This window comes from Achromobacter sp. FW305-C-28, from assembly GCF_058783235.1.
The window spans coordinates 206,988-232,299 of record NZ_JBYSYL010000009.1 but is presented as its reverse complement, the minus strand read 5'-3'; the positions used below and the strand labels follow the sequence as shown (position 1 = coordinate 232,299).

The window sequence follows — 25,312 nt, the reverse complement described above, 5'->3', positions numbered from 1 at the left end:
CGGCACATGAGGGTAGCAATGTCTTGGCGTTTATTATTCGCAACGCTTCTGCTGGCGCTCGGCGCGTCGGCCTGGGGCGGTATTCAATTGGGTGACTGGCTGGTGGCACATGCGCCGCCCGCCGCGCCTGCGCCCGGCCAGGATGCGGCCGCGTCGCAGCAGCCCGTGCTCGACGCCAATGGGCGTCCCTACGTGGCCCAGCCGCCGCAGCCGCGCATCGACGGCACGCTCGGCGTGCCCGACAAACCCGCCGACCGCGAATGGGCCATCAACACGGTGTCCCTGTTCGACACCGTCAGCGACCCGGCCGTGAAGCTCTCGCGCGAACGCATCACCCAGGAACAGGCCCGCGAGATCGCTGCCGCTTCCGAAGTGCCGCTGCCGCAGGGCTCGTCCGACGTCAGCACGCTCGACCTGCAAGCCCCTGGCACCGGCACCGCCGTCAATGGCGGCCAAACCCAGCAGGCGCCCGCCCAGGCGCAGGCCGGCGGCTACGGCAACCCGCAACTGGTGCAGCCCCCCCCGCCCAACTCGTCGCCCGCACCGGGCGCACCCGGTTGGCAAGATGCGCTCAAGCGCGAACTGGCGCAGTGCGCATCCCAAGGCTTCTTCGAGCGCCCCTCGTGTTCCTGGGCGGCGCGCAACAAGTACTGTGCGCCCAACCGCGCCTGGGGCACGATGGCCGAATGCCCGGCTCGTCCGCAGTAAGCCGATTGACCTTGCCGCGCATGGCGCGCAGGTAAAAAAAATGGCGCCCCCAGGGGCGCCATTTTCATGCCTCGATGACAATCACTCGGGCACGGACATCTGGCTTTGCAGGTAGTTCTGCAGGCCGACCTTGTCGATCAGGTCGATCTGGGTTTCCAGATAGTCGATGTGTTCTTCCGTGTCGTCCAGGATGTCCTGGAACAGATCGCGCGACACGTAGTCACGCACGGATTCGCAGTGTGCAATGGCTTCACGCACAGTGGCGTGGGCGGCTTGTTCCAGCTTCAGGTCACAGGCCAGGAGCTCAGGCACGTCTTCGCCGATCAGCAGCTTATGCAGGTCTTGCAGGTTGGGCAGGCCGTCGAGCATGAAGATGCGCGCGATCAGGCGATCGGCATGCTTCATTTCGCCGATGGACTCTTCGTATTCGTGCTTGCCCAGCTTGTCGAAGCCCCAGTGGTTCAGCATGCGGGCATGCAGGAAATACTGGTTGATGGCCGTCAGTTCGTTGGTCAGTTGCTTGTTCAGGAACTGGATGACGGTTTTATCGCCTTTCATAATGGACTCCTTGCAGTCAGGCGCGACGCGCATCGCATCGCGACAAGAAGCGCACGATGCCGCGAGTACGCAACCCCGGCAGACTACCATCCGCGACAGGGCCGCGACTAGCCTTGGCGTGCATTTGGTAAACCGCTTTACGAGCGCTACAAGAAAGCGACAAACAAATGAGAATGAGTATGCGTGCTTGATGACGTGCAGGGGCAACGCAGGTTATTCGCGGCTTGCGAGCTTGCGCATGGCGCGAATCCGCCCACATTCACGGCGGTATCACGCGATACTCACATCATCACTGGGCGGCTTTGTGCATCGATGTCCGGCAACGCGCCACGTTGTGCCTGAACAACCCGCGGCAACGCCTTGCCCATCAAGGCGCGCGCCGCGTGGCCAGCCAGATGCCGAACGCGATCGGCACGATACCCAGCAGGTCCAGCCACGACACCGATTCGCGCAGCACCAGCCAGCCGAACAGCAGGCCTAGCGGCGGCATCAGGAAATGCAGCGCGCTGGCCGCGGTGGCGCTGGCGCGGCCCAGGATCATGAACCACAGGTAGTAGCCGCCGATGGACACCGCCACGATCATGTAGGCCATGCTCCAGAACAGGCTGGCCGTGAAACGCGCATCCCCGATGTTCTCGTGCAGTAGCGCGACGGGCAGCAAGGCCACGGCGCCCGCCAGGGATTGAATGCCGGTGGCAGTCCACAGGCCTGTCGTGGGCTTCAAACGCTTGTAGAGCAGGGTACCCGCCACCAGCGCCACCAGGCCACCCGTAACCAGCAACGTGCCATGCAGGTCCTCCTGCATGCCCGACAGGCGCGAGCGCAGCACCAGCGCCACGCCGGCCAGGCCCAGGCACAGGCCCAGCATCTTGCGCCAGCCCAGCCGCTCGCCCAGCACCGGCCCGGCCAGCACGCCGATCAGCAGCGGATTGGTGCTGATCAGCACGGCCGTGAAGGCCGATGACACCGTGGTCATGCCGCTCCAGCTCAAGCCCAGGTACAGCGCATTGTTCAACACGCCCAGCAGCACCAGCGATGCCACGTCGCGACCGCTGGGACGAGACCAGCGGCCGCTGGCCACGGCCACCCCCAACATCAACGCCCCCGCGATCAGGAAGCGCACCGTCAGCAGCGTCAGCGGCGGACAGTCACGGACCGCGATCTTGGCCGCCGCGAATGCCGAACTCCACAGAAAGCAGAAGGCCGCGATGGGGGCCCAGGCCACGCCCATGGGCGTGCTGTCGGGCGAAGCCGCGGGCAGGGAAGCGGGGAGAGTCGATGACGCCTTCATGGGCAGGTCCAAGGTAGACAGGCAGGAATGAAGAGCCCATTCTGGGCGCGGCCCTATCCATTGACAAACGCTTTATTTGGATCAAAAGTATTTGAAAAACCAATGGGAAGGCGATTGCCATGCTGGATCTCGATCTCTTGCACAGTTTTGTATCGGTGGTGGACGCAGGCGGCTTCACGCGTGCTGGCGAACGCGTGCACCGAAGCCAATCCACCGTCAGCCAGCAGATCCGCAAACTGGAGGAAACGCTGGAATGCGCCCTCTTCGTGCGCGATGGCCGCCAGGTGCACCTGACCGAAGACGGCGAACGCCTGCTCGGCTATGCGCGGCGCATGCTGGCGTTGTCCACCGAGGTGCGCGAGGCCGTCAGCGGGCGCAAGCGAGTCGAAGTGATTCGGCTAGGCATCCCGGACGATTTCGCGGCCGATACGCTGACGGCCGTCGTGGCGCAATTTGCCCGCGCCCGCCCAGCAGTGAGGCTGTCGGTCCGTTGCGACCTGACCGTCGCCCTGACGCGCGGCCTGGAACGCGGCGATCTGGACATCGCGCTGCTCAAGCGCGAACCGGGCGCGGGTGCGGCGCTGGCGGCGTGGCCCGAGCATCTGCACTGGATCACCGGCCCCGGCGAACTGCCGGCCGCCGGCGAACCCGTGCCGCTGGTGGCCTTTCCGCAGGGATGCATCTACCGCAACCGCGCCATTCACGCGCTGGAGCAGGCCGGACGCCGGTGGCGCATCGCCTACGAAAGCCCCAACCTGACGGGGTTGCAGGCCGCGCTGTCTGGAGGCTTGGGGGTGGCCTTGCTGGAGCGCCGCTGCATGGCGGCCGGCCATCGGCCGGTGGATGAGGCGTTTCCCGCCGTGCCGTCGTCCGAGCTGGCGCTATGCGTGGTGCAACCGGCGCGTGAACCGGTGCGCCACCTGGCGGAGACGATCAGGGAATTTTGTGAAACAGAAATGCGACGGCTCGCGGGGCAAAGCCTGCGAGCCGTGGAGGGCGACGCCGTTCAGGCGACGGCGACCTGGATGACCGGATAGCTGCTGTTCGCCGCGGCCGCACCCGGTTCGGCCATGGCGGCCGGCGGATTGACCGGAACGGCGATCGAGCGCACATCGCACACGCTGGAGCAGCGGCCGCCCGGCAGGTATTCGGCGGCGGTGGCCGCACAGCAGCCGCAGCACGTGGCTACGCCCAGCTCGAACTGCAGGTCGGAAAGCGACGTCGCGCCCGCGTCCACGCTGGCGCGGACTTGGCGTTCGGTGATGGCATTACATACGCAAATGTACATGAGAATAATTATCGAAAATTATTCCGGTACTGGCAAGTCCCCGCATGCAAAAAAATTTGCAACCGATTTGTCACGCAACCCGTTGAAATAAGGGACGTTTTCGAAAACGTCCGTCCCCGATTCAGCGGGCCGAAGCCTGCGCCTTGCGCAGCGCGGCAGGCGCAATTCGCAGGGCTTCGCGGTATTTGGCCACCGTCCGGCGAGCGATGACGATGCCCTGGTCGGCCAGTTTTTCCATGATCTGGCTGTCCGACAGGGGCTTGGCCCGGTTCTCGTCGGCCACCATCTGGCGGATGAAGGTCTGCACCGCCGTGGCCGACGTCACATCGCCGCCGTCCGTGGAGACCCCGGCGCCGAAGAAGCGCTTGAGTTCCAGCGTGCCGAACGGAGTGAGCATGTACTTCTGCGTCGTGGCCCGTGAAATGGTGGATTCGTGCAGGCCGAGCTCGCCCGCGATGTCTTTCAGGATGAGCGGCCGCATCGCCGCCGGCCCCTGGCTGAAAAAGGCGGTCTGACGTTCGACGATGGCCTGGGCGACACGCAGGATGGTGTCAAAGCGCTGCTCGACGTTGCGGATCATCCACTTGGCCTGCTGCAATTGCGATTGCAGGCCGGCGTGGGCGGATTCCTTCTGGTTGCTCAACATCTGCGCATACAGGCCGTTGATCTGCAGGCGCGGCACGGCGGCGCTGTTCAGCGTCACCTGCCAGCCGCGGCGCGTCTTGCGCACGATGACGTCGGGCACGGCGTAATCGGCCGCCGGCACGGTCCAGGCGCGGCCAGGGCGAGGCTCCAGACGCAGTATCAGGCCATGGGCCGCGCGCAGCGTGGCCTCGTCACAGCCCACCGCCGCGCACAGGCGGGCATTGTTGCCGGTGGCCAGCAGCGCCAGGTGCTGGCTGCAGATGAGCCGGGCGCAGGCCAGTACCTTGGGATCGGCCGCCTCGGGCAGCCGTGACAGGTCCGGGTTGCGCAATTGCAACAGCAGGCATTCTGACATGTCGCGCGCGCCGATGCCGATGGGATCGAACGATTGCAACAACGACAGCGCGGCCCGCAGTTCGTCCAGGTCAGGCTCGGAATCGGCCGGCAGCCAGCCCAGGATCTCTTCCAGGGGCGAGCCCAGGTAGCCGTTTTCGTCCAGCTCGTCGATCAGCAGCGCCGCCAGGGTGGCGTCGCGCGGCGCCGCACGCGTCAGCACCAGCTGGCCCAGGAGGTATTCACGCAGCGTATCCGGGCGGGCGGCCTCGGGCAGGCTGGAGTCGTCATCGGGATAGACCCCGCCCGAGCCCGGCATTTCGTCCACCGGCGTCTCGCGTTCGGCGGCGGGTTCATCGTCCTGCACCGAGGATTCGCGCTCGGATTCAGCCTGCGTCTCGACCGACGACGGCTCATCGTCGCGTTCCAACAACGGATTATCCGCAAGCACTTGCGAGATCTCCGCCTCGAGATCGAGCGTAGACAGCTGCAGCAACCGGATGGATTGCTGCAGTTGAGGGGTCAGCGTCAGATGCTGGCCAGGCCGCAGTTCTAAAATTGGACGGGTCATAGGTACAATATTTTGCATGATGAATCAGACTTCGCCCGCACGCGTTCGCCAGGATTGCCGACTGATCGGTCAGACCCTGCTCAAACTGGCGCTTCCCAGAGTCCTCGTGCGTGCGATCGTGATCGCCGTCGCGGTGATCGTCTGGTATCTCGCCGCCTCCTGGATCCTGGACTTCGGCAAGCGCGTCAACTACGAATTCCTGCATTCGCTGGGCCAGCCCACCATGGACATGGTCCAGAAGGTCAATCCGTACATCTGGTGGGTCGTCGCCGGCATCTGGACCCTGATCGTCTTCTTCATCGTGCGCGCCTGGCTCTCGGCCAGCCTGGCCTCCGGCCGCGCCACCCCCGTCAGCACCGGCGTGCTGGCCGACCTGGCGCCCCAACTGTCCGAAGAATCCCTGGGCGTGCTGCGCTGGACCTGGGGCTCCCGCGAAGACCCCTTCACCGTCGGCGACCTGCAACGCTCGCTGTCGGAAATCCGCCACAACCGCATCGGCAAGATCGCCATGGTGGCCGAACAGGCCGAGATCCTGGAAGGCACGACCGCCAAGCCGCCCCGCGACGACCGCCGCGACACGCGCGCGGAACCCCGTGGCGAACGCGAACGCTACATCGAACCGCGCATCGGCGGCCCGGCCCGCTAAGGCCTTTTTCTCAGACGCTTTTCCTGCTTTCAGGCCGCCACGAGGCGGCCTGATTGTTTCAGTGCCCTGCCAGCCGGGCTCCCCTATACTGGCCCTCCAGGCTCGCGCAACCGCGGGCTGCGCACCCTTCCAATAAAACCACCCGGCTGACGAGACACGCCGGATGCGCGGCCGGCCCCCTGGAGTTGTTTTTCATGTTCCGCACCCCTGTCCGGTATGCCGCCGGCTTGCTGCTGGCCTGCTCGGCCGCTTTCGCCGCCGCCCCGGCATCCGCCGCCTGGCCCGACAAACCCATCACGTTCGTCGCGCCCTTCAGCGCCGGCGGCGCCAACGACCTGGTCGCGCGCATCATCGCCAAGGCGGTGGGCTCGACCCTGAACCAGCCCGTCATCGTGGAAAACCGTCCTGGCGCCGGCGGCGTGGTCGGCGCCGCGCACGTCGCGCGCAGCGCCGCCGATGGCTACACCTACCTGGTGGGCAGCAATGGCACGGTGACCAACAGCCTGATTCGCTCGGACCAGCCCTACAAAGACGAGGAACTGACCCCGGTCGCGCTGTTGACGGTGACTCCATCGGTGATCGTGGCCAACCCGTCCAACCCGGCCAAGGACCTGAAGGACTTCGTCGAGCGCGCCAAGAAGGCCAAGACGGACCGTATCACGTTCTCGACGGCCGGCAACGGCAGCACGCCGCATTTTGTGGCCGAGATGGTCAAGGAAGCCACCGGCCTGCCGGTCGAACCCATCGCCTACAAGAGCGGCTCGGAAGGCGTGACCGCCGTGATCGGCAACCAGGTCGATGCGACGTCGGAAGCCAGCATCGTCACGCTGCCCCTGATCCAGGCCGGCAAGCTCAAGGCGCTGGCCACCACCTGGGACAAGCGCATGGCCAGCGCGCCGGACATCCCCACCACCGCCGAACTGGGTTTCCCCGCCATCCGCATCGGCCACTGGGCCGGCCTGTACGCGCCGGCCGGCACGCCCGCGGACGTGCTGGACAAGATGAACGCGGCCATCGAGAAGTCGCTGCAGACCAGGGAAGTGCAGGACGCACTGCGCCAGAGCAGCATCGAGCCGGGCGGCGGCTCGCGCGCCAGCTTCGTTGAATTTGCCGCCAACGAACGCGAACGCCTGGGCAAGGTCGTGAAAAACGGCCACATGCAGACGCAATAAGCCGTGCCGGGGACAGATCTGTCCCCGGCTTTTTTATCGCGCTTTCATTTGCGCTTGCCCGAAAAGTATGTTTGACTAGCAACCTATGGCCGCTTACCGCACCCCCCTCGCGATTGCCACCGGACGCTTTGCCGCTCCGGTTGCCGGCCTGCGCGCTTCGATCTCGTCCATCGCGCTATCGCTATACCTACCGATCGGTTGCCGGGCCTAGTGTCCCCGTGGTAGCTCGGCAGCCACGCTTGCCACACGCGATTTCCCTTTTTCAAAACTGAATCCCCTCGCCAGACTCGGCGAACCCCTTGGCATCAGAACGCCTGTCGGCCGCATGCCATCCGGATTCAGCATCAAACCGAAAGAAACTGATCGAGGTGTAGTGATGATGCTTGCCAACCCCGCCACCAAATACGTCCCCTTCGCACCGTTTGCCCGCGACTTTTCCGAACGCACCTGGCCCAGCCGCCGCATCACGCAGCCGCCGATCTGGATGAGCACCGACTTGCGCGATGGCAACCAGGCCTTGATCGAGCCGATGAGCGTCGAGCGCAAGCTCCGCTTCTTCGAACAGCTGGTCAAGATCGGCTTCAAGGAAATCGAAGTGGGTTTCCCGTCGGCCTCGCAGACCGACTTCGATTTCGTGCGCAAGCTCATCGAAGAAAAGCGCATCCCCGACGACGTGACCATCATCGTGCTGACCCAGTCGCGCGAAGACCTGATCAGCCGCACCGTTGAAGCGGCCGCGGGCGCCAAGCAAGCCATCGTGCACATGTACAACGCCTGCGCGCCGGCCTTCCGCAAGGTCGTCTTCAACATGTCCAAGGACGAGATCAAGAACATCGCCACCACCGGCACGCGCTTGATCAAGCAATACGTGGCGCAGCACCCCGAAACGCAATGGCGCTACCAGTATTCGCCCGAAGTCTTCAGCACCACCGAACCCGAATTCGCGCTGGAAGTCTCCAACGCCGTGGCGGACGTATGGCAGCCCACGCCCGACCGCAAGATGGTGCTGAACTTGCCCGCCACCATCGAAGCCACCAGCCCGAACCTGTACGCCGACCAGATCGAGTGGATGCACAAGAACCTGGCCCGCCGCGACAGCATCGTGCTCAGCGTGCACCCGCACAATGACCGCGGCACGGCCGTGGCTGCCGCCGAATTCGCCGTCATGGCCGGCGCCGACCGCATCGAAGGCTGCCTGTTCGGCAGCGGCGAGCGCACCGGCAACGTCGACCTGGTCACGTTGGCCTTGAATCTCTACACCCAAGGCGTGCATCCCGGCCTGGACTTCTCGGACATCGACGAAGTGCGCCGCTGTGCCGAGTACTGCAACCAGTTGCCCGTGCACCCGCGCCATCCGTATGCCGGCGACCTGGTCTTCACGGCCTTCTCCGGTTCGCACCAGGACGCCATCAAGAAGGGCTTTGCGCTGCAGCAGCCCGACGCCGTCTGGGAAGTGCCGTACCTGCCGATCGACCCGGCCGACCTCGGCCGCAGCTACGACGCCGTGATCCGCGTGAACAGCCAGTCGGGCAAGGGCGGCGTGTCGTACCTGCTCGAACAGGAACATGGCCTGGTGTTGCCGCGCCGCCTGCAGATCGAATTCAGCCGCGCCATCCAGCGCGTCACCGACGAGACCGGCCGTGAAGTCACCGCCGACGACGTGCACACGATCTTCAACCGCGAGTACCTCGAACAGAAGACGCCGTGGAAGCTGATCCGCCACCGCATCGACGGCAACCCGTCGGCCGGCGAAGGCCAGCACTTCAGCATCGAAGCCGAACTCGAATACAACGGCGAACGCCGCATCGTGACGGGCAAGGGCGACGGCGCGATCTCGGCCTTCGTGGCTGCGCTGGACGTGCCGGTTCGCATCATGGACTACCACGAACACGCCATTGGTACCGGCACCGACACCCGCGCCGCATCCTACGTGGAACTGCGCGTCGGTGAATCCAGCACGGGCTTTGGCGTAGGCATCGACCGCGACATCGTGACCGCGTCGTTCCAGGCCGTGCTGAGCGCCGTGAACCGCCACATCAATGCTGGCGCCGTCACCACCGAACAAGAGGCCGCCGAGGCCGCGTGATCCGAAACCCGGAAGCATGGGGCGAGCTTACCGCCGTCACCCCCCAAGCCGGCCTCTTATCATGAAGCCGTGCCGCACAACAAAAGCCCGCCTTTATCCGGCGGGCTTTCTTTTTGCATGAAGCGCAGCGCAGCAGGCGATCAGCCGCGCGGCCACATGTCGGATGCGCCGATGTCGGGCTCGCGGGCGGCCAACAGGCGCTCGTGCACCCAGGCGGCAATCGCCAGCGTGCGGTGGTCGTCGTAGCGCCGGCCGATCAGCTGCAAGCCCACGGGCAGGCCCTGCGGGCCGGTGGCGAAGGGCAGGTTCAGGCACGGCAGGCCGAACAGCGTCCAGGCGCGCGAGAACTGCGGATCGCCCGTGCCCAGATCGGCAAAGGGCGCCTCGCCGCTGGCGCTGGGCGCGAGCAGGATGTCGTACCTGTCGAACCACTGTTCCACGCGAGCGCGCGATTCCGCGGCGCGTGCCAGGTTCTTGATGTGCTCTTCGGCGGTGATCTGCGCGCCGGCTTCGAGCACCGCCTGGATCTTGGCGCTGAGCTGCGCGGCGTGTTCCAGGCGTTCGTAGGCCAGCGACTGCGAGGCTTCGAACGCCATGATGTCCGAATGCAGCTGCACCAGCATGCAGTCTTCGGGCGGCAGCGGCACTTCTTCGACGTAGGCGCCGGCGCGCGACAGCGTGGCCGCGGCCTGCGCGAAGGCTTCCTTGGTTTCGGATTGCGCATGCCGCCACTGCAGGCTGCGATACATGCCGACGCGCGGCTTGCCGTCGTAGGCCAGGTCCAGCATGCGCGGGTCGCGCATCAGCACGGACGCGAACAAGGCGACGTCGGGCACCGAGCGAGCAAAGCCGCCCACCGTATCGAGCGATTCGGCCAGGCTTTTCACGCCGGCACGCGGAATGGCGCCGAAGGTGGGCTTGAAGCCGACGATGCCGCAGTAGGACGCGGGGCGAATGATGGAGCCCGCGGTTTGCGAACCGAGCGCGAAGGGCACCATGTCGTCGGCCACGGCTGCGGCCGAGCCGCTGGACGAGCCGCCCGGCGTATAGGCTTCGTTGCGTGGATTGCGCGTGGGGCCTGCCTGGTAGGTAGCGAATTCGGTGGTGACCGTCTTGCCGATGACCACGGCGCCGGCATGGCGGCACAGGGCAACGGCGGCAGCGTCCAGGCCTGGGTTGTGCCGCTCGTAGATCGGCGAACCGTAGCGCGTTGGCAGGTCGGCGGTATCGAACAGGTCCTTCACGCCTAGCGGCAGGCCGTGCAGCGGACCGCGCAGGGCGCCGCGATCGAGCGCCTCGGCATGGTCCAGGGCGGCCTGCTTTTGCAGCGCCGTCCAGGCATGGATGGTGTTTTCGCGTTGTTCGATGCGCGCAAAGCAGGCGCGCACCAATTGCACCGCAGTCAATTCGCGCCGTTGCAGCTTGCGCGCCGCTTCAAGCGCGCCAAGTCTGTTTAAGGCAGTAGACATGATCCTTTCCTCTATCCCGGTGCCGCGCGATATGCGCGGTACTGACACTTCCGCACCCGGTCCCCTTGACCTGGGGTTTATCCCGATCCGCCGCAGCATGATGCGCGCCGGTTGTGACAAACCCAGCCATTGTGCGCGTCGCGTCAATTAGGAAAAGCACTGAAAAACCGCGTTTTTCGGGGCATTTCCGCGCGCGTCGCGCCTTGGCCTTATGTTGTTGCGTTGTTATCAGCATAGCGCAAACGCGTGCAACACAAAGGTCATAATTGTCTTGTAAGATGAAAACGTTTTCAGCAAACCGGCAGCAATGTAGACATGGTGTCGCGCGCCTCGCCCCGCTTTTCCATTATCGAAGTGGCCCGTAAGGCAGGCGTTTCGCCGGCCACGGTTTCGCGCGCCTTCAACCAGCCGGAAATCGTGCATCCCGATACGTTGGCGCATATCCGCGCCATCGCCAAGCGCGCGGGCTTTCGGCCCAATCGCGTGGGCCGCAGCCTGCGTTCAGGCAGCACGCGCACCATCGGCCTGATCCTGCCCACGCTGTCCAACCCCGTATTTGCCGAATGCTTCGAAGGCGCCGAGCGGCGTGCCCGCGAGTCGGGCTACAGCGTCATGCTGACCGCCACTGGCTACGACCCCGCGGTGGAATCGGCGGCGGTGCAAGGCTTGATCGATCATCAGGTCGACGGCCTGATCCTGACCGTGGCGGATGCCGCGCGCAGCGCCACGCTGGACGACCTGGACAGCGCCGGCATGCCCTACGTGCTGGTCTACAACGAGTCGGCCGCCCACCCGTATGCATCAGTCGACAATCGCGCCGCCGCCATCGACATGGTGTCGCACCTGGCGGCGCTGGGGCACCGCCGCATCGCCATCGTGACCGGCCCGCTGACGGCGTCCGACCGCGCGCGCCGCCGCCTGATGGGCGCCCGCGCCTGCGCCAAGAAGCTGGGCCTGGAGCCGATCCAGCACATCGCCATGAATTCCCATACGGGCAGCGACGCCGAGGCCCTGAAAGGCGCGTTGCGCGGCAAGCAGGCGCCCACCGCGCTGTTCTGCTCGAACGACCTGCTGGCCACGGCCGTCATTGCCGACCTGGTGGCGCTGGGGCTGTCGGTGCCGAACGACATCTCGGTCTGCGGGTTTGACGGCATGCGTTTCGGCGCCTTGCTGACACCGCCGCTGACCACCGTGGCGCAACCCAGCGACGGCATCGGCCAGGCCGCCTGTTCGAACCTGCTCGCGCAGATCCATGGCCAGCCGCCGCAATCGAATCGCCTGCCGCACTGCATCGTCGTCGGCGGCACCGCCGCACCCGTGCGCCGCTGAATTCCTTTTTCTCCAGATACCCCGCAAGAGATCCACGCCATGCTTATCGCCCAGATCACCGACCTGCACATGCGCACGCCAGGCGACAAGGCCTACGGCATCATCGACTCCGCCGCCTTCCTGGGGCCGGCGGTGCGCGCGCTCAATGCGCTGACGCCGCGCCCCGATTGCGTGCTGATCACGGGCGACCTGACCGACCTGGGCAAGCCCCACGAATACCAGGCGCTGCGCGACCAACTGCAGGCCCTGGAGATTCCGTATTTCCTCTTGCCCGGCAACCACGACGACCGCGCCGAACTGCGCGCCGCGTTCCCGGACCACGGCTATCTGCAAGGGCAGGGGCCGTTCATCCAGTACGCGGTCGAGACCTATCCGCTGCGCCTGTTGGCGCTGGACACCGTGGTGCCCATGAAAAGCCATGGCGAACTATGTGCCGACCGCCTGGGCTGGCTGGCGGCGCGTCTGGCGGAACAACCCGGCCGCCCGACGCTGGTGCTGATGCACCACCCGCCCTTCGTGACCGGCATCGAGCACATGGATGCCATCGGCCTATTGGCAGGTGCGCCCGAACTGGAACAGATCGTGGCGCGTTATCCGAACGTGGAACGCGTGTTGTGCGGCCACCTGCACCGCACCATCTTCCGCCGTTTCGGCGGCACCATTGCATCGACCTGTCCGGGTACCGCGCATCAACTGGCGCTGGAACTGGGCGAGCGCCCGACCTTGCAATACATCATGGAACCGCCGGGCTACCAGCTGCACTGGTGGCACGACGACGCACTGGTGACGCACCACGCCGTGATTGGGGAATACCCCGGCCCGTATCCCTTCGCCTGAGGCGGGATTCTCGATTACAAACACAATGCCATATGTCCGTCATGTTTGCGCTGCACAATGAAAAGGATTTCATTGCACGCGACACGGGGCGGATCTAACAATTAGATCTACGAGACAGCATGTCATCCATCGTTCTGGATAACCTCACCAAACAGTACGGCAACGCGGCCGCCATCCACGGCGTCAGCTTCACGGTACCGGCAGGCAGCTTCACGGTACTGCTGGGGCCGTCGGGTTGCGGCAAGTCCACCACGTTGCGCATGATCGCCGGCCTGGACACGCCCACCTCGGGCACCATCCACATCGGCGACCGCGACGTGACGCAGCTGCCGCCGGCCAAGCGCCGCATTTCGATGGTGTTCCAGTCGTATGCGCTGTTTCCGCACCTGTCGGTGCGCGAGAACATCCTGTTCGGCCTGAAGGTCCGCAAAGAACCTGCGCGCGATTTCGACCGCCGCTTGCAGCGCGTGGCGTCATTGCTGGGCCTGGGCCACCTGCTGGACCGCAAGCCCTCGCAATTGTCGGGTGGCCAGCAACAGCGCGTGGCGCTGGGCCGCGCGGTGATTTCCGAAGCGCCGGTGTGCCTGATGGATGAACCCCTTTCCAACCTGGATGCCCAGCTGCGCCATGAAATGCGCCGCGAGATCCGCGCGTTGCAGCAGGACCTGGGCATCACGATGGTGTACGTCACGCACGACCAGACCGAAGCCATGAGCATGGCAGACCAGGTGGTGCTGCTGCGCGGCGGCCAGATCGAACAGCACGACACACCGGACGGCCTGTACGCGCGCCCGGCCAGCGAATTCGCGGCCCGCTTCATCGGCACGCCGCCCATGAACCTGATCGGCCTGACCACGCTGCACGGCGCCACGGTGATCGCCGGCACCCACGGCCCCGCCGTGGCCGGTGCACCGGCCGGCGCCGCCAAGCTGGGCGTGCGCCCCGAACACATCCGCATCGATGGCGACGGCATCGCCGCCACCGTGGAAAGCGTCGAGTACTTCGGCGCCGATTCCATCGTGGTGTGCCGGGTTGGCGATACCAGCGGCGTGGCGGTGCGCGTGGGCGGACACCTGCGCGCCCGCGCCGGCGAAGCCCTGCGGCTGTCCTGGCCCGCGGAACAACAGCATTTCTTTGCCGCCGATTCGGCGGTCATCAACACCGTCGGGCGCTGAAGACGCCCAATCCACAGGAAAGGAAACGCAATCATGCGACGCATCGTACTGAAGACCCTGGCCGCCAGCCTTGCCGCCGCCTGCCTGTCGCTGCCCGTGCAGGCACAGCAAAAGCCCGTCGAAGTGGAGTTCTATTACCCGGTCGCGGTGGGCGGCCCCATCACCAAGATCGTCGACGACATGGTGGCGGACTTCCAGAAAGAAAACCCCAACATCAAGATCAAGCCGATCTACGCGGGTTCGTACCAGGATTCGATCGCCAAGGCTCTGACCGCCCTGAAGGGCGGCACGCCGCCGCAACTGGCCGTGCTGCTGTCGACCGACATGTTCACCCTGATCGACGAAGACGCGATCGTGCCGGTGGATTCGCTGGCCAAGAGCGACGCCGACAAGCAGTGGCTGGGCGGTTTCTATGACGCCTTCATGCAGAACAGCCGCACGGGCGGACATACCTGGGGCATTCCGTTCCAGCGTTCGACCATCGTGATGTACTACAACAAGGACCTGTTCAAGGCCGCCGGCCTGGACCCGGAGCGCGCGCCCGCCACCTGGGCCGAACTGGTCGAATACGGCAAGAAACTGACCAAGCAGGACGCTTCCGGCAACACCACGCAGTGGGGCATCGAGATTCCGTCGGGCGGCGCGTTCGCCTACTGGCTGTTCCAGGCCCTGACCACGCCCAACGGCGCGATCCTCATGAACGAAGCCGGCAACGAGGTCTACCTGGACAAGCCGGCCGTGGTGGAAGCGGCCCAGTACTGGCGTGACCTGTCGGCCAAGCACAAGGTCATGCCCACCGGCACGATTGACTGGGGCACCACGCCCAAGGACTTCCTGGAAAAGAAGGCCGCGATCATCTGGACCACCACCGGCAACCTGACCAACATCCGCAAGAACGCCGACTTCCCGTTCGGCGTGGCGATGATGCCGCAGCAAAAGCGCGGCGGCAGCCCGACGGGCGGCGGCAACTTCTACATCTTCAAGAGCGGCACGCCCGAACAGCAGCAGGCCGCGCTGAAGTTCGCGCAGTGGGCCACCACGCCGGAACGCGCGGCTGACTGGAGCATTGCCACCGGCTACGTCGCCGTGACGCCGGCCGCCTGGCAGACCGAGAAGATGAAGAAGTACGCGCAGGAAGTGCCGGCCGCCGCCGTGGCGCGCGACCAGCTTCAGGTCAGCGTGGCTGAATTCTCGACCCATGAGAACCAGCGCGTCACCAAGACCCTGAACGACGCCCTGCAAGCGGCGCTGACGGGTTCCAAGACGCCCCAGCAGGCGCTGACGGACGCCCAGCGCGAAGCCGACCGCATCCTGCGTTCCTACAAGTAGACCGCCCAGCACGATGAGCCGCTCTTTGAATACGCTTTATGGCTGGCTGCTATTGCTGCCAGCCATCGTGCTGCTCGCCGCGTTCACGCATTACCCGGCGCTGGCGACGCTTTGGCACAGCTTCTATTCAACCCCCAAGGGCGCGCGCCCGGCCCGCTTCGTCGGGCTGGACAACTATGCGGTCATGCGCGACGACCCGGTGTTCTGGCAGTCGCTGTGGAACAACCTGTGGTTTGCGCTGGGCACCATTCCGACCTCGATCGGCATTGCGCTGGTCATGGCGCTGTGGGTGAACCGCAACCTGCGCGGCCGCGGCTTCCTGCGGATGGCGTACTTCACGCCGACCGTGCTGCCCATGGTGGCGGTGGCCAACATCTGGCTGTTCTTCTACACGCCGCAGTACGGGCTGATCGCGCAGGTGATGCAGCTGTTCGGCTCGCCTGGCCCCAACTGGCTGGGCAACCGCGAAACCGCGCTTCCCGCGCTGATGCTGGTGACCGTGTGGAAGGAATCGGGCTTCTTCATGATCTTCTACCTGGCTGCCTTGCAGACGGTATCGCCGTCGCTGCGTGAAGCCGCCATGCTGGAAGGGGCATCGCGCTGGCAGTACTTCCGGCGCGTGCTGTGGCCGCTGTTGATGCCCACCACGCTGTTCGTGCTGATCAACGCGCTGATCAATGCCTTCCGGCTGGTCGACCACGTGGTGGTGATGACCCGCGGCGGGCCCGACAACGCCAGCACGCTGTTGCTGTATTACATCTACCAGGTGGGCTTCAGCTTCTGGGATACCGCCTACGCCGCGACGCTGACCGTCGTGCTGCTGGTGGTGCTGGCACTGACCGCGCTGATCAAGTTCCGCTGGCTGGACCGTAGGACGCACTATCAATGAAAGACAAGCTCGATACCCTGGGCGCCTGGGCGCTGGGCCTGCTCTGGATTCTGCCGCTGGCCTACGCCATGTGGGCGGCCTTCCATCCGCCGGCCTACGCCACGCGCTTTGACCTGTTTGCCCCGCTGACGCTGGATAACTTCGCACGGGCCTGGCAGGCCGCGCCGTTTCCGCGCTATTTCGCCAACACCTTCCTGCTGGTGACGATGGTGCTGGCCGCGCAATTGGTGCTGTCGACGCTGGCCGGCTACGCCTTTGCCCGCTTCGAGTTCCGCGGCCGCGACTTCGTCTTCATGCTGGTGCTGCTGCAGCTGATGATCATGCCGGACGTGCTGCTGGTGGAAAATTACCGTTCGATGAGCCAGCTGGGCATCCGCGACACGGTGTTCGCCATCGGCCTGCCGTACTTCGCGTCGGCCTTCGGCATCTTCCTGCTGCGCCAGACGTTCAAGACGGTGCCGCGCGAACTGGAAGAGGCCGCGCGCATGGAAGGCGCGAACGCCTTGCAGATCCTTTGGAAGGTGTATGTGCCGCTGGCCAAGCCGATCTACGTAGCCTATGGCCTGGTGTCGGTCAGCCACCACTGGAACAACTTCCTGTGGCCGTTGATCATCACCAACTCGGTGGAATCGCGGCCGCTGACGGTCGGACTGCAGGTGTTCTCGTCGACCGACCAGGGCATCGACTGGTCGGTGATCACCGCCGCCACGCTGATGTCGGCAGCGCCCTTGCTGATCGCCTTCCTGCTGTTCCAGCGCCAGTTCGTGCAGTCGTTCATGCGGGCAGGCATCCGCTGACGGGCACAGGGCGGGACTGACGTCCCGCCCATTCGTTGCCCATTCGCTACCCCTTCAGGCGCTAGGCCCTGCCCGCCAGGAAGGCCGGGTTCTGCCAATCCCGCAGCTCGCGGATCTGCTGCTGGTCGCCGGCCATCAAGGTCGTCTCGCGTTGCAAGGCCGCGATCAGCGACGACTGGTGCGCCTCCAACCGATCGCGCGACCATCCCGAAAAATCCGCCTGCGACTCGCCCGCTTGCGCCGGGCTGTGCAGCGCCTGGTACATCGACAGCAACACATCACGCTCGTTGGCCAGCGGTGTGAAGACCGGCTGCGCGCGCTCGGCCACGAAGCGGATGCGCAGCTCGGCGCCTCCGTCCGCGTTCAAGGCGGTTTCGAATTGCATGCCGCGCGCACCGTCCGGAAAGCCGCGGCGATGGTCGTCCAGCGTCAACCGGCCCGGTTCACGCGTGCCGTCCTCGCCCGCCATGGCGCCGGTGTGTACCGACGGCGCGTGCATCAGGAAACTGTAGAGCTTGCGATCGGGGTCGGCCACCGACAGGCTGCCGTCGGTGTTGCGGGTAACGGTGGGCGGCTGGGCATTGCCGTTTTCCTGCGCATCCGCGGCGGCGGCGAAATACCAGGCCATGGCGCGCGCCGTGGTCAGGTTGGCCGTGGCCGCGACCTGCTGCGTCCCTTCGCCCACCGCGATCGCGCCGAAGGCGGCCTTGTCGCTGGCGCGCAGGGCGTGCGTCAGGTTTTCGCCGATATGCATCTGGCGGCGCACGTCGGGCAGGGCCAGGCTGGCGCCCCCTGCATCGGCGGCGCGCTGCATCACCCGCACGTCGACGCCGCCCTGCACGATGCCACCGTCACGCGGAGCAGACAGGATACCCAGTGCGCTGCGGCCGGCACCCTGGGTGTAGGCCAGTTCGCTCTTGCCCGCCGCACGGCGTTCGAGCAGGCGGCCCGGCACGTTGGGCAGGTCGGCCAGGAAGCGGCCGGCGCTGGACAGCCCTCGCGCGATCGAGCCGAAGAATGACTGGAACGCCGACTTGGCGCGCGCGGCCAGGCTGAGCGTCTGCGTGCGTGCCTGGCCATCCCCCAAGGCGACGGGGTGGCGCGATTCGGCACTTTGCGCCGGTGCCGACCGCGCGGTCTTGAGCGCTTCGCCGACCTGCGCCAGTTCGCGTTGCAGTGCGTCCATGCGCGGGGCGCGTTCCAGCGACACCAGCATGGTGCGATCGGTGGCGGTCTGGCGCGACGCTTCCTGGGCGATCAGGTTGTCCAGTTCCTTGAACTGCGGTTGCAGCGATTGCAACGTGCTCTCGACCAGGCTGAGCGCCGCCCGGTTGCTGGCCAGTTCCGGAAAATCGCGCAGCGCGGTCAGGCCCAGGTAGGCGCCCCCGAGCATAGCGGTGGCGTTGATGCCGATGGACGTCGGCGACAGGGCCATCGGCGTGGTGATGACGCTGGTCGCGGTGGGAATGGCCACTGCGGCGGTGGTCCACCCCAGCGTGGTCAAGCCCGCCGACAACGCGCCGCGCGCCTGGTGGTTCCAGCGCGACAGCGTGTCCCAGGTCGACAGGGTGGGCGTGTTCAGCCGCTCGCCGTCGGGCACGCGCAGCGCATCGCCGCCGCCGCCCATGCGACGCAATTGCTCATTGAGCTTGGCCATCTGCTCGTCGATCTTGCCCGCGACTTCGCCTGCGCGCGCCAGATTGCGCTCGGATACGGGGGTGCTGGCGGCGACGCTGGCGCTTTCGGCCACCGGCGTGCCCCCGCCCGGCAGATAGCCGCCGACCGTGCGCGCCACGCTCGACGCGGTGCTGGCCACCGTCGACGTCACCGCGCCCAGCGCATTGCCGCCGTATCGCAGCAGGCGGCCCATGATGCCTTCCTGCTGCTGTTGCGTTTGCTGCTGCACCGACTCGCGAGGCGGCAGCGTATCGACCAGGACCTGGAGACCTTGCGCCTCGCCGACATCGCCCAGCAAGGACGACAGCGGCAGGATCGGCACGTCGTCCAGGGATTGGGGCTGGCCCGTCGGCCCGCCCGATACCGCCTGGCGCTCTTGCTGGCGGGCGTTGTACGCGGCGACGCCATCGTCATCGCAGTCGAAGAATTCTTCGTCGTCGTCATCCACCTCGGTCAGCGTGTCGTCTTCGTCGACCTCGGTGCGCACATCGTCCTGCACATCGCTGTCGGCGCGGACCGAATCCTCGTCCTCGAGCGGGTCACCATGCATCGCGGCGGTGAAATCCTCGGCGGCTTGCCAAAGGGCGGAAAACACACCGCCGAACCAGCCGCGGCTCTGCGCCGCATCGTCGCGCAGCGCGGCCGTGCCGCCTTCGCCCACCGACACCATCGTGCCTTGCAGCCCGCCTTGGCCGGGTTGCGGCGACGATCCGATCCGGGACGCCGTGTTGCTGGGCGTGTCCTGCGGCGATGACGCCTCGCCGCCCACCACGCGGCTCCCATTGGGATTGATGAACATGACGGTGCTCCCGGTCAGGCGGCCAGTTGCGGCAGTTCCGGCGTGACCCGGCCCTGCACGACATCGCGCCACAGCAGCGCGACATCGGCAAAGGCGTCCAGGGCAGCGGCCAGCGCCCGGGCATCGCACAGGGCCAGCGGGGCGCGGGCGCACAGCAGCACCGCGCCGGTGCCCGGTTGCAAGCCCAGGGTGCAGCCGCCGGTGCCGACCCACAGGGCATTGGCTTCCAGCATCAGCTGCAACAGCTGGTCGCGGGCCACCTGCGGCGCCGGCCGGCCCAGGGTGGCGAAGAAGGCGATATCGCCCGAGTCGGCGTCGCCCTCGGCCGAGAGGCCGACGACGATGTCGGCGATGACCAATTCCTGATGGGCCACCAGGTCTTCGACCGGCGACAGACCGGCAAGGCGGGCATAGTCTTCAAGCAGCGTCTGATAGCGGGACATGGTTCGTTCCTGTCGCGTAGCGGGTTCAGCGGGGGCTGGCGTCGCCGCCCAGCCCTTGGTCGATGGCGGCGGACCATTGCGCCGAGGCTTCGGCCAGGTCACGCCAGGCGCGGGCCTGGCCCTCTGGCGCGAGGTCCAGCGGCAGCCGGCGGGCCAGCACCAGATGGCCGGATTGCTGCAGGCCGAGCGTGGCGCCGCGGGTGGCGGGGCCCAGGGTATTGGCCTGCAACAGCCAGGACAGCAGGCCGGCGGGCGGATCGGCGGGCAGGGGATGGGTGCCGACGCGGCAGGCGCCTTCCATGGCGCCGCCCAGTCCGTCATCGACATACGCCAGTGCGATGGCGGCGCCGTCGATGACCAGTTCCTGGCGGGTACCCAGCGCCTGCCCGTCTACACCGATGTGATGGGCAAGGTCGGCCAGGGCGGCGTGATAGCGTTGTTCAGACATGGGCGTGAGGCTCCAGCGCGTAAGGGGGTCGGGATCAGGCGCGCAGATGCAGCAGGCCGGGGCTGGCGTCCGTGCGGATGGCGCCGGCCGGTCGCGTCAACTGCGCGGCCCAGGTCAGCGCGTCCACCTGCAGGCTCGCCAGCAAGGCATCCAGCGTGGCCGGGGTCAACGAACCGATTCGCCGCGCGGCGCTGAGCATCACGGTGTCTTGCCCGCGCAGGCCCAAGGTCGCGCCGTGGGTGCCGGCCCAAAGATTGTTTGCCTGCAGCAGCAGCCGGCAAACCGCGTTGGATGGGCCGCCCGGAAAGCGCGCCACGTCGGTGCGGCACAGCAGCTGGCCGTCGTCCGGGTCGGCGTCGGGTCCGGCGGGTTCGAACCACAGGCTGATGCGGCGTCCGTCGATGACGACCGCCTGCGCCTGCACCACATCGGCGTGGTCGGGGCGGCGGCGCGCGTGGGCGCGCAACAGGGCGAGATAGCGATCCTGGCTCATGTCACGGGTTCCGCAAGGGGAGGAATCAAGGGACGGCGCAGGCCGTCCTTGCCCGTGAGTAACGGCAAGCCAGGATTGGTTCCTTGGGCGAACTGCGCCCAGTCAGGTCAATAGCCGACCGTCAGGCCGGGCAGGTCCACGGTGATGCGCGGACGCTCCAGCGCCAGCGCCAGGTTCTCGGCGAATTCGCGGGCTTCTTTTTCGTCGGTGGACAGCGTGTCGTAGCCCAGCGCGTCGGCCACGCCCAGCACCTTGTCCAGCAGCAGCACCTTGCCGCTGGGGCGCAGGGGCTCGCAGCCCAGGGTTTCCCAGGCGCCGTCGAACCAGTCGCGGGCCTGGTTCTGGCGCTGCGGGCTGGGTTCGACGTTGGCCGAGAGGTCCAGCGAGCGCCGGGTGTCGAAAACGATCGTGATGTCGCTGCGCATGGCAGGGATTCCTTGAAATGGCGTCAGCCGCAAAGAGACGGCAGCACGAAGATAGGCAAAAAGCGCCGGACAGATTGTCCGTCCGGCGACATTGCCTACCAGCCGCGGGACACTTCCCAGGTGACTTCGGCGCCGGCGGCCTGCGACTGGCGCATCATGTCCAGCAAGGGGAACGCCCGCTCTTTCAGGCCGACCGCGCGCGCCATGGGCGCCACCGGGGCCTGGTCTTCGTCTTCTTCGTCGGCGGGGTGGCCCTGGCCCAGGGACTCTTCGATGGCCCGCTCGATGCCCTGGATCGCCGGGCCGAGCTGGTCGACGGTGAACACACCGCGTTCGGGAATCTTGTCGCCGAAGGATTTGCCTGCGGCCTGCAACAGGGCGCTGGCATGGTCGGTAAGCATCAGGACTTCTGCCACGACTTTGGAATGAAAGGTAATCAGCATATTCCCGTCTCCTACATAGAATGCCTTCTCTACACTACCGCAACGGCCCGGGGATGCCAACTGACCCGGCGCGCAAGGCCGTCCCGGGGCGGCCCAGGCGCCGGTGGCCGCCGCCAAATCAAGCTATGATTCAGGAGATTCCCGTGACGGCAGGATCCCCGGCGGCCGAGAATCCGGCGCCCGCATGCGGTTGCGCCCCGCCGGTCGCCCCGATTCCGCCCACCAGGCTGCGCCAGGGCACTCGCGCGGGCCTCCAGCCCGGCCGCGACCCGTCGCCGCCTTCGTCACCCACCCAGAACGACTCCAGACGCCCATGCTCCCCGAGCAACAAAAACAGCTTATTTCCCTGATCCAGGCCGCCGTTGCGCAGAGCCTGCCCGACGCCCAGCCCACTGTGCTGCTGGAGCGCCCCAAGGTCGCCGCCCACGGCGACGTCGCCACCAACGTGGCCATGCAGCTGGCCAAGCCGGCCAAGCGCAACCCGCGCGAACTGGCCCAGGCCATCGTCGAGGCGCTGCTGGCCCAGCCCGGCGCCCGCGACCTGGTCGAAAGCGCTGAAATCGCCGGCCCCGGCTTCATCAACCTGCGCGTCACCGCCGCCGCCCGCCAGGCCGTCATCGCGGCCGTGGCCGAGCAGGGCGCCGCCTTTGGCCGCGCCCCGCGCGCCGGCGAGAAGATCCTGGTCGAATTCGTGTCGGCCAATCCCACCGGCCCGCTGCACGTGGGCCATGCCCGCCAGGCCGCGCTGGGCGACGCCCTGTGCCGCCTGTACGACGCCATCGGCTGGGACGTGACGCGCGAGTTCTATTACAACGACGCCGGCAACCAGATCGAGAACCTGGCGATCAGCGTGCAGGCCCGCGGCCGCGGCCTGACGACCGACTCGCCCGACTGGCCCGCCGACGGCTACAAGGGCGACTACATCGCCGACATCGCCCGCGACTTCCAGGCCGGCAAGACCATCCAGGCCTCGGACGGCGAACCCGTCACCGCCACCGGCAATATCGACAGCCTGGACGACATCCGCGTCTTCGCCGTGGCCTACCTGCGCCGCGAACAAGACCTGGACCTGCAAGCGTTCGGCCTGGCGTTCGACAACTACTACCTGGAAAGCTCGCTCTACACGTCGGGCCGCGTCGAGGCCACCGTGAAGGCGCTGATCGCCGGCGGCCATACCTATGAAGAGGGCGGCGCGCTGTGGCTGCGCACCACCGAACTGGGTACCGGCGACGACAAAGACCGCGTCATGCGCAAGAGCGAAGGCGGCTACACCTATTTCGTGCCCGACGTGGCCTACCACAAGGCCAAATGGGAACGGGGCTTTCACCGCGCCGTGAACATCCAGGGCAGCGACCACCACGGCACCGTGGCGCGCGTGCGCGCCGGCCTGCAGGCGCTGGAAGAGGGCATCCCCAAGGACTACCCGTCCTACGTGCTGCACAAGATGGTCAAGGTCATGCGCGGCGGCCAGGAGGTCAAGATCTCCAAGCGCGCCGGCAGCTACGTCACCATGCGCGACCTGATCGACTGGGTCGGCCGCGATGCCGTGCGCTACTTCCTGATCCAGCGCCGCGCCGACACGGAATTCGTGTTCGACGTCGACCTGGCCCTGTCCAAGAGCGACGAAAACCCGGTCTATTACATCCAGTACGCCCACGCGCGCATCTGCTCGGTCGTGAACAACGCCGGCATGCCGGCGGCAGATGTCGCGGCGGCCGATGCGTCCCTGTTGACGGCTCCGACCGAATTCGCGCTGATGCAGCGCCTGGCCGAGTTCCCCCAGATCGTGGCCCTGGCCGCGCAGGAACTGGCCCCGCACCACATCGCCTTCTGGCTGCGCGACTGCGCGTCCGACTTCCACGCCTGGTACAACGCCGAACGCGTGCTGGTCGACGACACCGCGCTGAAGCTGGCGCGCCTGCGCCTGGCCTCGACCACGCGCCAGGTGCTGGCCAACGGCCTGGAGCTCCTGGGCGTGTCCGCCCCCGAGCGGATGTAACATCGGTACATGGCGACCAAGCGCAAACCTACCCGCCGTTCCGGCGAAAGCGGCAGCACCCTGTACGGGGCGCTGGCCGGATTGCTCATCGGGCTGATCGTGGCCGCTGTCGTGGCGTTCTACGTCACCAAGGCGCCCGTGCCCTTCGTGGACCGCGCCAGCCGGCAGGGCGACGCAGGCAAGCTGCCCGACCCGCGCCAGGCGCCGGACCCCAACGCCGGCCTGTACGGCCGCGACGGCGCGGCGGGCACGCCGCCCAGCGGCCCCACCGCCACGGCGCCCGCGCCGCTGCCCGGGGCCGGCACCGCGCCGGCCGGCAAGTCCGACGACCTGGGCGCCCTGATTGCCACGCTGCCGACGTCCAACAACGCCCCCGCGGCGGCTCCCGCGCCCGCGCCCGCCGCCAGCGCGCCGCCCACGCCCATCGCCAAGCTGGCGCCCAGCCCGGCGCCCGCCGCGGTCAAGGCGCCGGCCGCATCGTCCGCCCCGGCGGCATCGGCCAATGGCTCGTACTACCTGCAAGCGGGCGCGTTCCGCGGCCAGGACGATGCCGAATCCCTGAAGGCCCGCATCATCCTGCTGGGTCTGCCCGTGGCGGTGCAAAAGGCCGAAGTGAACGGCAAGGCCATCAACCGCGTCCGCGTCGGGCCATTCGCCCGCCTGGACGACATGAATCGCGCCCGCGGCCGGTTGGGCGAAAACAAGATTGAAACAGCGGTGGTGCGTCAGTAACACGGCGCGCCGATCATGGCTTTTTGATTGAACTTATCCGGGCCCGGCCCTGTCTGTAACCTTTTTGTTCAGGAACATCATCCATGCTGTCCCCCAAGCTCATCCGCATCCTGGCAGCCGCCGCGCTGACCGCCACCGCGTTCTTCAGCCCGGTCAGCCACGCCCAAGGCACCCAGGCCTACGTCGCCATCAATCCGCCGCTGCCGTCCGACACCCCGGGCAAGGTGGAAGTGCTGGAATTCTTCGCGTATACCTGCCCGCATTGCGCCGCCATGGAACCGATGGTTGAAGACTGGGCCAAGACGGCCCCGGCCGACGTGGTGCTCAAGCAAGTGCCGATCGCCTTCAATGCCGGCATGAAGCCCCTGCAACAGCTGTACTACACCCTGATCGCGCTGGACCGCCCCGACCTGCACACCAAGGTCTTCACCGCCATCCACGGCGAGCACAAGCGCCTGATCGACAAGAAGGCCATGGGCGACTGGGCCGCCGCGCAGGGCGTGGACCGCGCCAAGTTCGATTCGGTGTTCGATTCGTTCAGCGTCCAGACCCAGGTGCAACGCGCCAACCAGTTGGCCGAGGCCTACCGCATCGACGGCACGCCCTCCTTCGCCGTAGGCGGCAAGTTCATGACGTCGCCGGTGCTGGCGGGCAACAGCTACGAAGGCGCCCTGAAGGAAGTGAACCAACTGATCCCGATGGCGCGCGGCAACTGACCCGCACCTGAATC

Annotated in this window: 25 protein-coding genes; 14 read left to right on the top strand and 11 right to left on the bottom strand. The window is 66.7% G+C overall.

The window, feature by feature from the left end; all coding sequences use genetic code 11:
- Positions 1 to 6: 6 nt before the first annotated feature.
- Positions 7 to 708, top strand: coding sequence for a hypothetical protein (locus AC3WMR_RS21885; protein WP_492264924.1), 702 nt, complete (start codon positions 7 to 9; stop codon positions 706 to 708).
- An 81-nt stretch (positions 709 to 789) separates the two neighbouring features.
- Here AC3WMR_RS21885 and bfr read toward each other — a convergent pair whose 3' ends face one another.
- Both bfr and AC3WMR_RS21875 read right to left on the bottom strand, forming a co-directional pair.
- The gene (gene bfr / locus AC3WMR_RS21880) at positions 790 to 1,266 is read right to left on the bottom strand and encodes a bacterioferritin (RefSeq protein ID WP_025139974.1); all 477 of its coding nucleotides are present in this window, start codon (positions 1,264 to 1,266) and stop codon (positions 790 to 792) included.
- 367 nt (positions 1,267 to 1,633) lie between these two features.
- A complete protein-coding gene (locus AC3WMR_RS21875; RefSeq protein ID WP_492264983.1) occupies positions 1,634 to 2,497 on the bottom strand; it encodes a DMT family transporter in 864 nt (287 codons plus the stop codon).
- Positions 2,498 to 2,676: 179 nt separating this feature from the next.
- Here AC3WMR_RS21875 and AC3WMR_RS21870 point away from each other — a divergent pair, with 179 nt between their 5' ends.
- Entirely contained in the window at positions 2,677 to 3,594 is a 918-nt protein-coding gene (locus tag AC3WMR_RS21870; protein ID WP_492264923.1) for a LysR substrate-binding domain-containing protein, read from the top strand.
- Here AC3WMR_RS21870 and AC3WMR_RS21865 read toward each other — a convergent pair.
- A complete protein-coding gene (locus AC3WMR_RS21865) occupies positions 3,564 to 3,845 on the bottom strand; it encodes a (2Fe-2S)-binding protein (RefSeq protein WP_006392288.1) in 282 nt (93 codons plus the stop codon). The two genes, AC3WMR_RS21870 and AC3WMR_RS21865, sit on opposite strands and share 31 nt — an antisense overlap.
- Positions 3,846 to 3,966: 121 nt before the next feature.
- Positions 3,967 to 5,394 (bottom strand): RNA polymerase factor sigma-54, encoded by a 1,428-nt coding sequence (gene rpoN / locus AC3WMR_RS21860; protein ID WP_492264922.1) that lies wholly within the window; start codon positions 5,392 to 5,394, stop codon positions 3,967 to 3,969.
- Between the two features lie 16 nt (positions 5,395 to 5,410).
- On the opposite strand from rpoN, the gene AC3WMR_RS21855 reads away from it, so the two are divergent.
- The 3 genes from AC3WMR_RS21855 to leuA all read left to right on the top strand — a co-directional run bounded on the left by AC3WMR_RS21855 (position 5,411) and on the right by leuA (position 9,298).
- Positions 5,411 to 6,040, top strand: a complete 630-nt coding sequence (locus AC3WMR_RS21855) for a hypothetical protein (protein WP_492264921.1) — start codon at positions 5,411 to 5,413, stop codon at positions 6,038 to 6,040.
- A gap of 194 nt (positions 6,041 to 6,234) precedes the next feature.
- Complete coding sequence (locus tag AC3WMR_RS21850; protein ID WP_492264920.1) at positions 6,235 to 7,212, top strand: tripartite tricarboxylate transporter substrate binding protein; 978 nt, start codon at positions 6,235 to 6,237, stop codon at positions 7,210 to 7,212.
- A gap of 376 nt (positions 7,213 to 7,588) precedes the next feature.
- Positions 7,589 to 9,298, top strand: coding sequence for a 2-isopropylmalate synthase (leuA, locus tag AC3WMR_RS21845; RefSeq protein WP_492264919.1), 1,710 nt, complete (start codon positions 7,589 to 7,591; stop codon positions 9,296 to 9,298).
- Between the two features lie 140 nt (positions 9,299 to 9,438).
- On the opposite strand, the gene AC3WMR_RS21840 is transcribed toward leuA, so the two are convergent.
- Positions 9,439 to 10,767, bottom strand: a complete 1,329-nt coding sequence (locus tag AC3WMR_RS21840; protein WP_492264918.1) for an amidase — start codon at positions 10,765 to 10,767, stop codon at positions 9,439 to 9,441.
- 315 nt (positions 10,768 to 11,082) lie between these two features.
- Between AC3WMR_RS21840 and AC3WMR_RS21835 the strand changes: the two genes are divergently transcribed.
- From AC3WMR_RS21835 to AC3WMR_RS21810, 6 genes are all read left to right on the top strand, one after another.
- Positions 11,083 to 12,096 (top strand): LacI family DNA-binding transcriptional regulator, encoded by a 1,014-nt coding sequence (locus tag AC3WMR_RS21835; protein ID WP_175195798.1) that lies wholly within the window; start codon positions 11,083 to 11,085, stop codon positions 12,094 to 12,096.
- Between the two features lie 39 nt (positions 12,097 to 12,135).
- Positions 12,136 to 12,933: a phosphodiesterase gene (locus AC3WMR_RS21830; protein WP_492264917.1), complete on the top strand. Its 798-nt coding sequence runs from the start codon at positions 12,136 to 12,138 to the stop codon at positions 12,931 to 12,933.
- A 119-nt stretch (positions 12,934 to 13,052) separates the two neighbouring features.
- Complete coding sequence (locus tag AC3WMR_RS21825) at positions 13,053 to 14,108, top strand: ABC transporter ATP-binding protein (RefSeq protein ID WP_175220150.1); 1,056 nt, start codon at positions 13,053 to 13,055, stop codon at positions 14,106 to 14,108.
- A gap of 33 nt (positions 14,109 to 14,141) precedes the next feature.
- Positions 14,142 to 15,437 (top strand): ABC transporter substrate-binding protein, encoded by a 1,296-nt coding sequence (locus AC3WMR_RS21820; RefSeq protein ID WP_025139984.1) that lies wholly within the window; start codon positions 14,142 to 14,144, stop codon positions 15,435 to 15,437.
- A 13-nt stretch (positions 15,438 to 15,450) separates the two neighbouring features.
- Positions 15,451 to 16,326, top strand: coding sequence for a carbohydrate ABC transporter permease (locus AC3WMR_RS21815; protein WP_492264916.1), 876 nt, complete (start codon positions 15,451 to 15,453; stop codon positions 16,324 to 16,326).
- Positions 16,323 to 17,123: a carbohydrate ABC transporter permease gene (locus AC3WMR_RS21810; RefSeq protein WP_025139986.1), complete on the top strand. Its 801-nt coding sequence runs from the start codon at positions 16,323 to 16,325 to the stop codon at positions 17,121 to 17,123. Before AC3WMR_RS21815 ends, AC3WMR_RS21810 begins: the two co-directional genes overlap by 4 nt.
- A 61-nt stretch (positions 17,124 to 17,184) precedes the next feature.
- Here AC3WMR_RS21810 and AC3WMR_RS21805 read toward each other — a convergent pair whose 3' ends face one another.
- The 6 genes from AC3WMR_RS21805 to AC3WMR_RS21780 form a co-directional block, all read right to left on the bottom strand.
- Entirely contained in the window at positions 17,185 to 19,599 is a 2,415-nt protein-coding gene (locus tag AC3WMR_RS21805) for a hypothetical protein (RefSeq protein ID WP_492264915.1), read from the bottom strand.
- Positions 19,600 to 19,613: 14 nt separating this feature from the next.
- Positions 19,614 to 20,042: a CesT family type III secretion system chaperone gene (locus AC3WMR_RS21800; RefSeq protein WP_492264914.1), complete on the bottom strand. Its 429-nt coding sequence runs from the start codon at positions 20,040 to 20,042 to the stop codon at positions 19,614 to 19,616.
- Positions 20,043 to 20,067: 25 nt separating this feature from the next.
- Positions 20,068 to 20,490: a type III secretion system chaperone gene (locus AC3WMR_RS21795; protein ID WP_492264913.1), complete on the bottom strand. Its 423-nt coding sequence runs from the start codon at positions 20,488 to 20,490 to the stop codon at positions 20,068 to 20,070.
- Positions 20,491 to 20,524: 34 nt separating this feature from the next.
- Positions 20,525 to 20,983, bottom strand: a complete 459-nt coding sequence (locus tag AC3WMR_RS21790) for a type III secretion system chaperone (protein WP_492264912.1) — start codon at positions 20,981 to 20,983, stop codon at positions 20,525 to 20,527.
- Between the two features lie 107 nt (positions 20,984 to 21,090).
- A complete protein-coding gene (locus AC3WMR_RS21785) occupies positions 21,091 to 21,408 on the bottom strand; it encodes a hypothetical protein (protein ID WP_025139991.1) in 318 nt (105 codons plus the stop codon).
- A 95-nt stretch (positions 21,409 to 21,503) separates the two neighbouring features.
- Positions 21,504 to 21,851: a DUF1840 domain-containing protein gene (locus AC3WMR_RS21780; RefSeq protein WP_492264911.1), complete on the bottom strand. Its 348-nt coding sequence runs from the start codon at positions 21,849 to 21,851 to the stop codon at positions 21,504 to 21,506.
- Between the two features lie 313 nt (positions 21,852 to 22,164).
- On the opposite strand from AC3WMR_RS21780, the gene argS reads away from it, so the two are divergent.
- The 3 genes from argS (at position 22,165) to AC3WMR_RS21765 (ending at position 25,298) form a co-directional block, all read left to right on the top strand.
- Complete coding sequence (gene argS / locus AC3WMR_RS21775; RefSeq protein WP_492281589.1) at positions 22,165 to 23,850, top strand: arginine--tRNA ligase; 1,686 nt, start codon at positions 22,165 to 22,167, stop codon at positions 23,848 to 23,850.
- 9 nt (positions 23,851 to 23,859) lie between these two features.
- Positions 23,860 to 24,582 (top strand): SPOR domain-containing protein, encoded by a 723-nt coding sequence (locus AC3WMR_RS21770; protein WP_492264909.1) that lies wholly within the window; start codon positions 23,860 to 23,862, stop codon positions 24,580 to 24,582.
- A gap of 83 nt (positions 24,583 to 24,665) precedes the next feature.
- Positions 24,666 to 25,298 (top strand): thiol:disulfide interchange protein DsbA/DsbL, encoded by a 633-nt coding sequence (locus AC3WMR_RS21765; RefSeq protein ID WP_175217729.1) that lies wholly within the window; start codon positions 24,666 to 24,668, stop codon positions 25,296 to 25,298.
- The last annotated feature ends 14 nt before the right edge of the window (positions 25,299 to 25,312 follow it).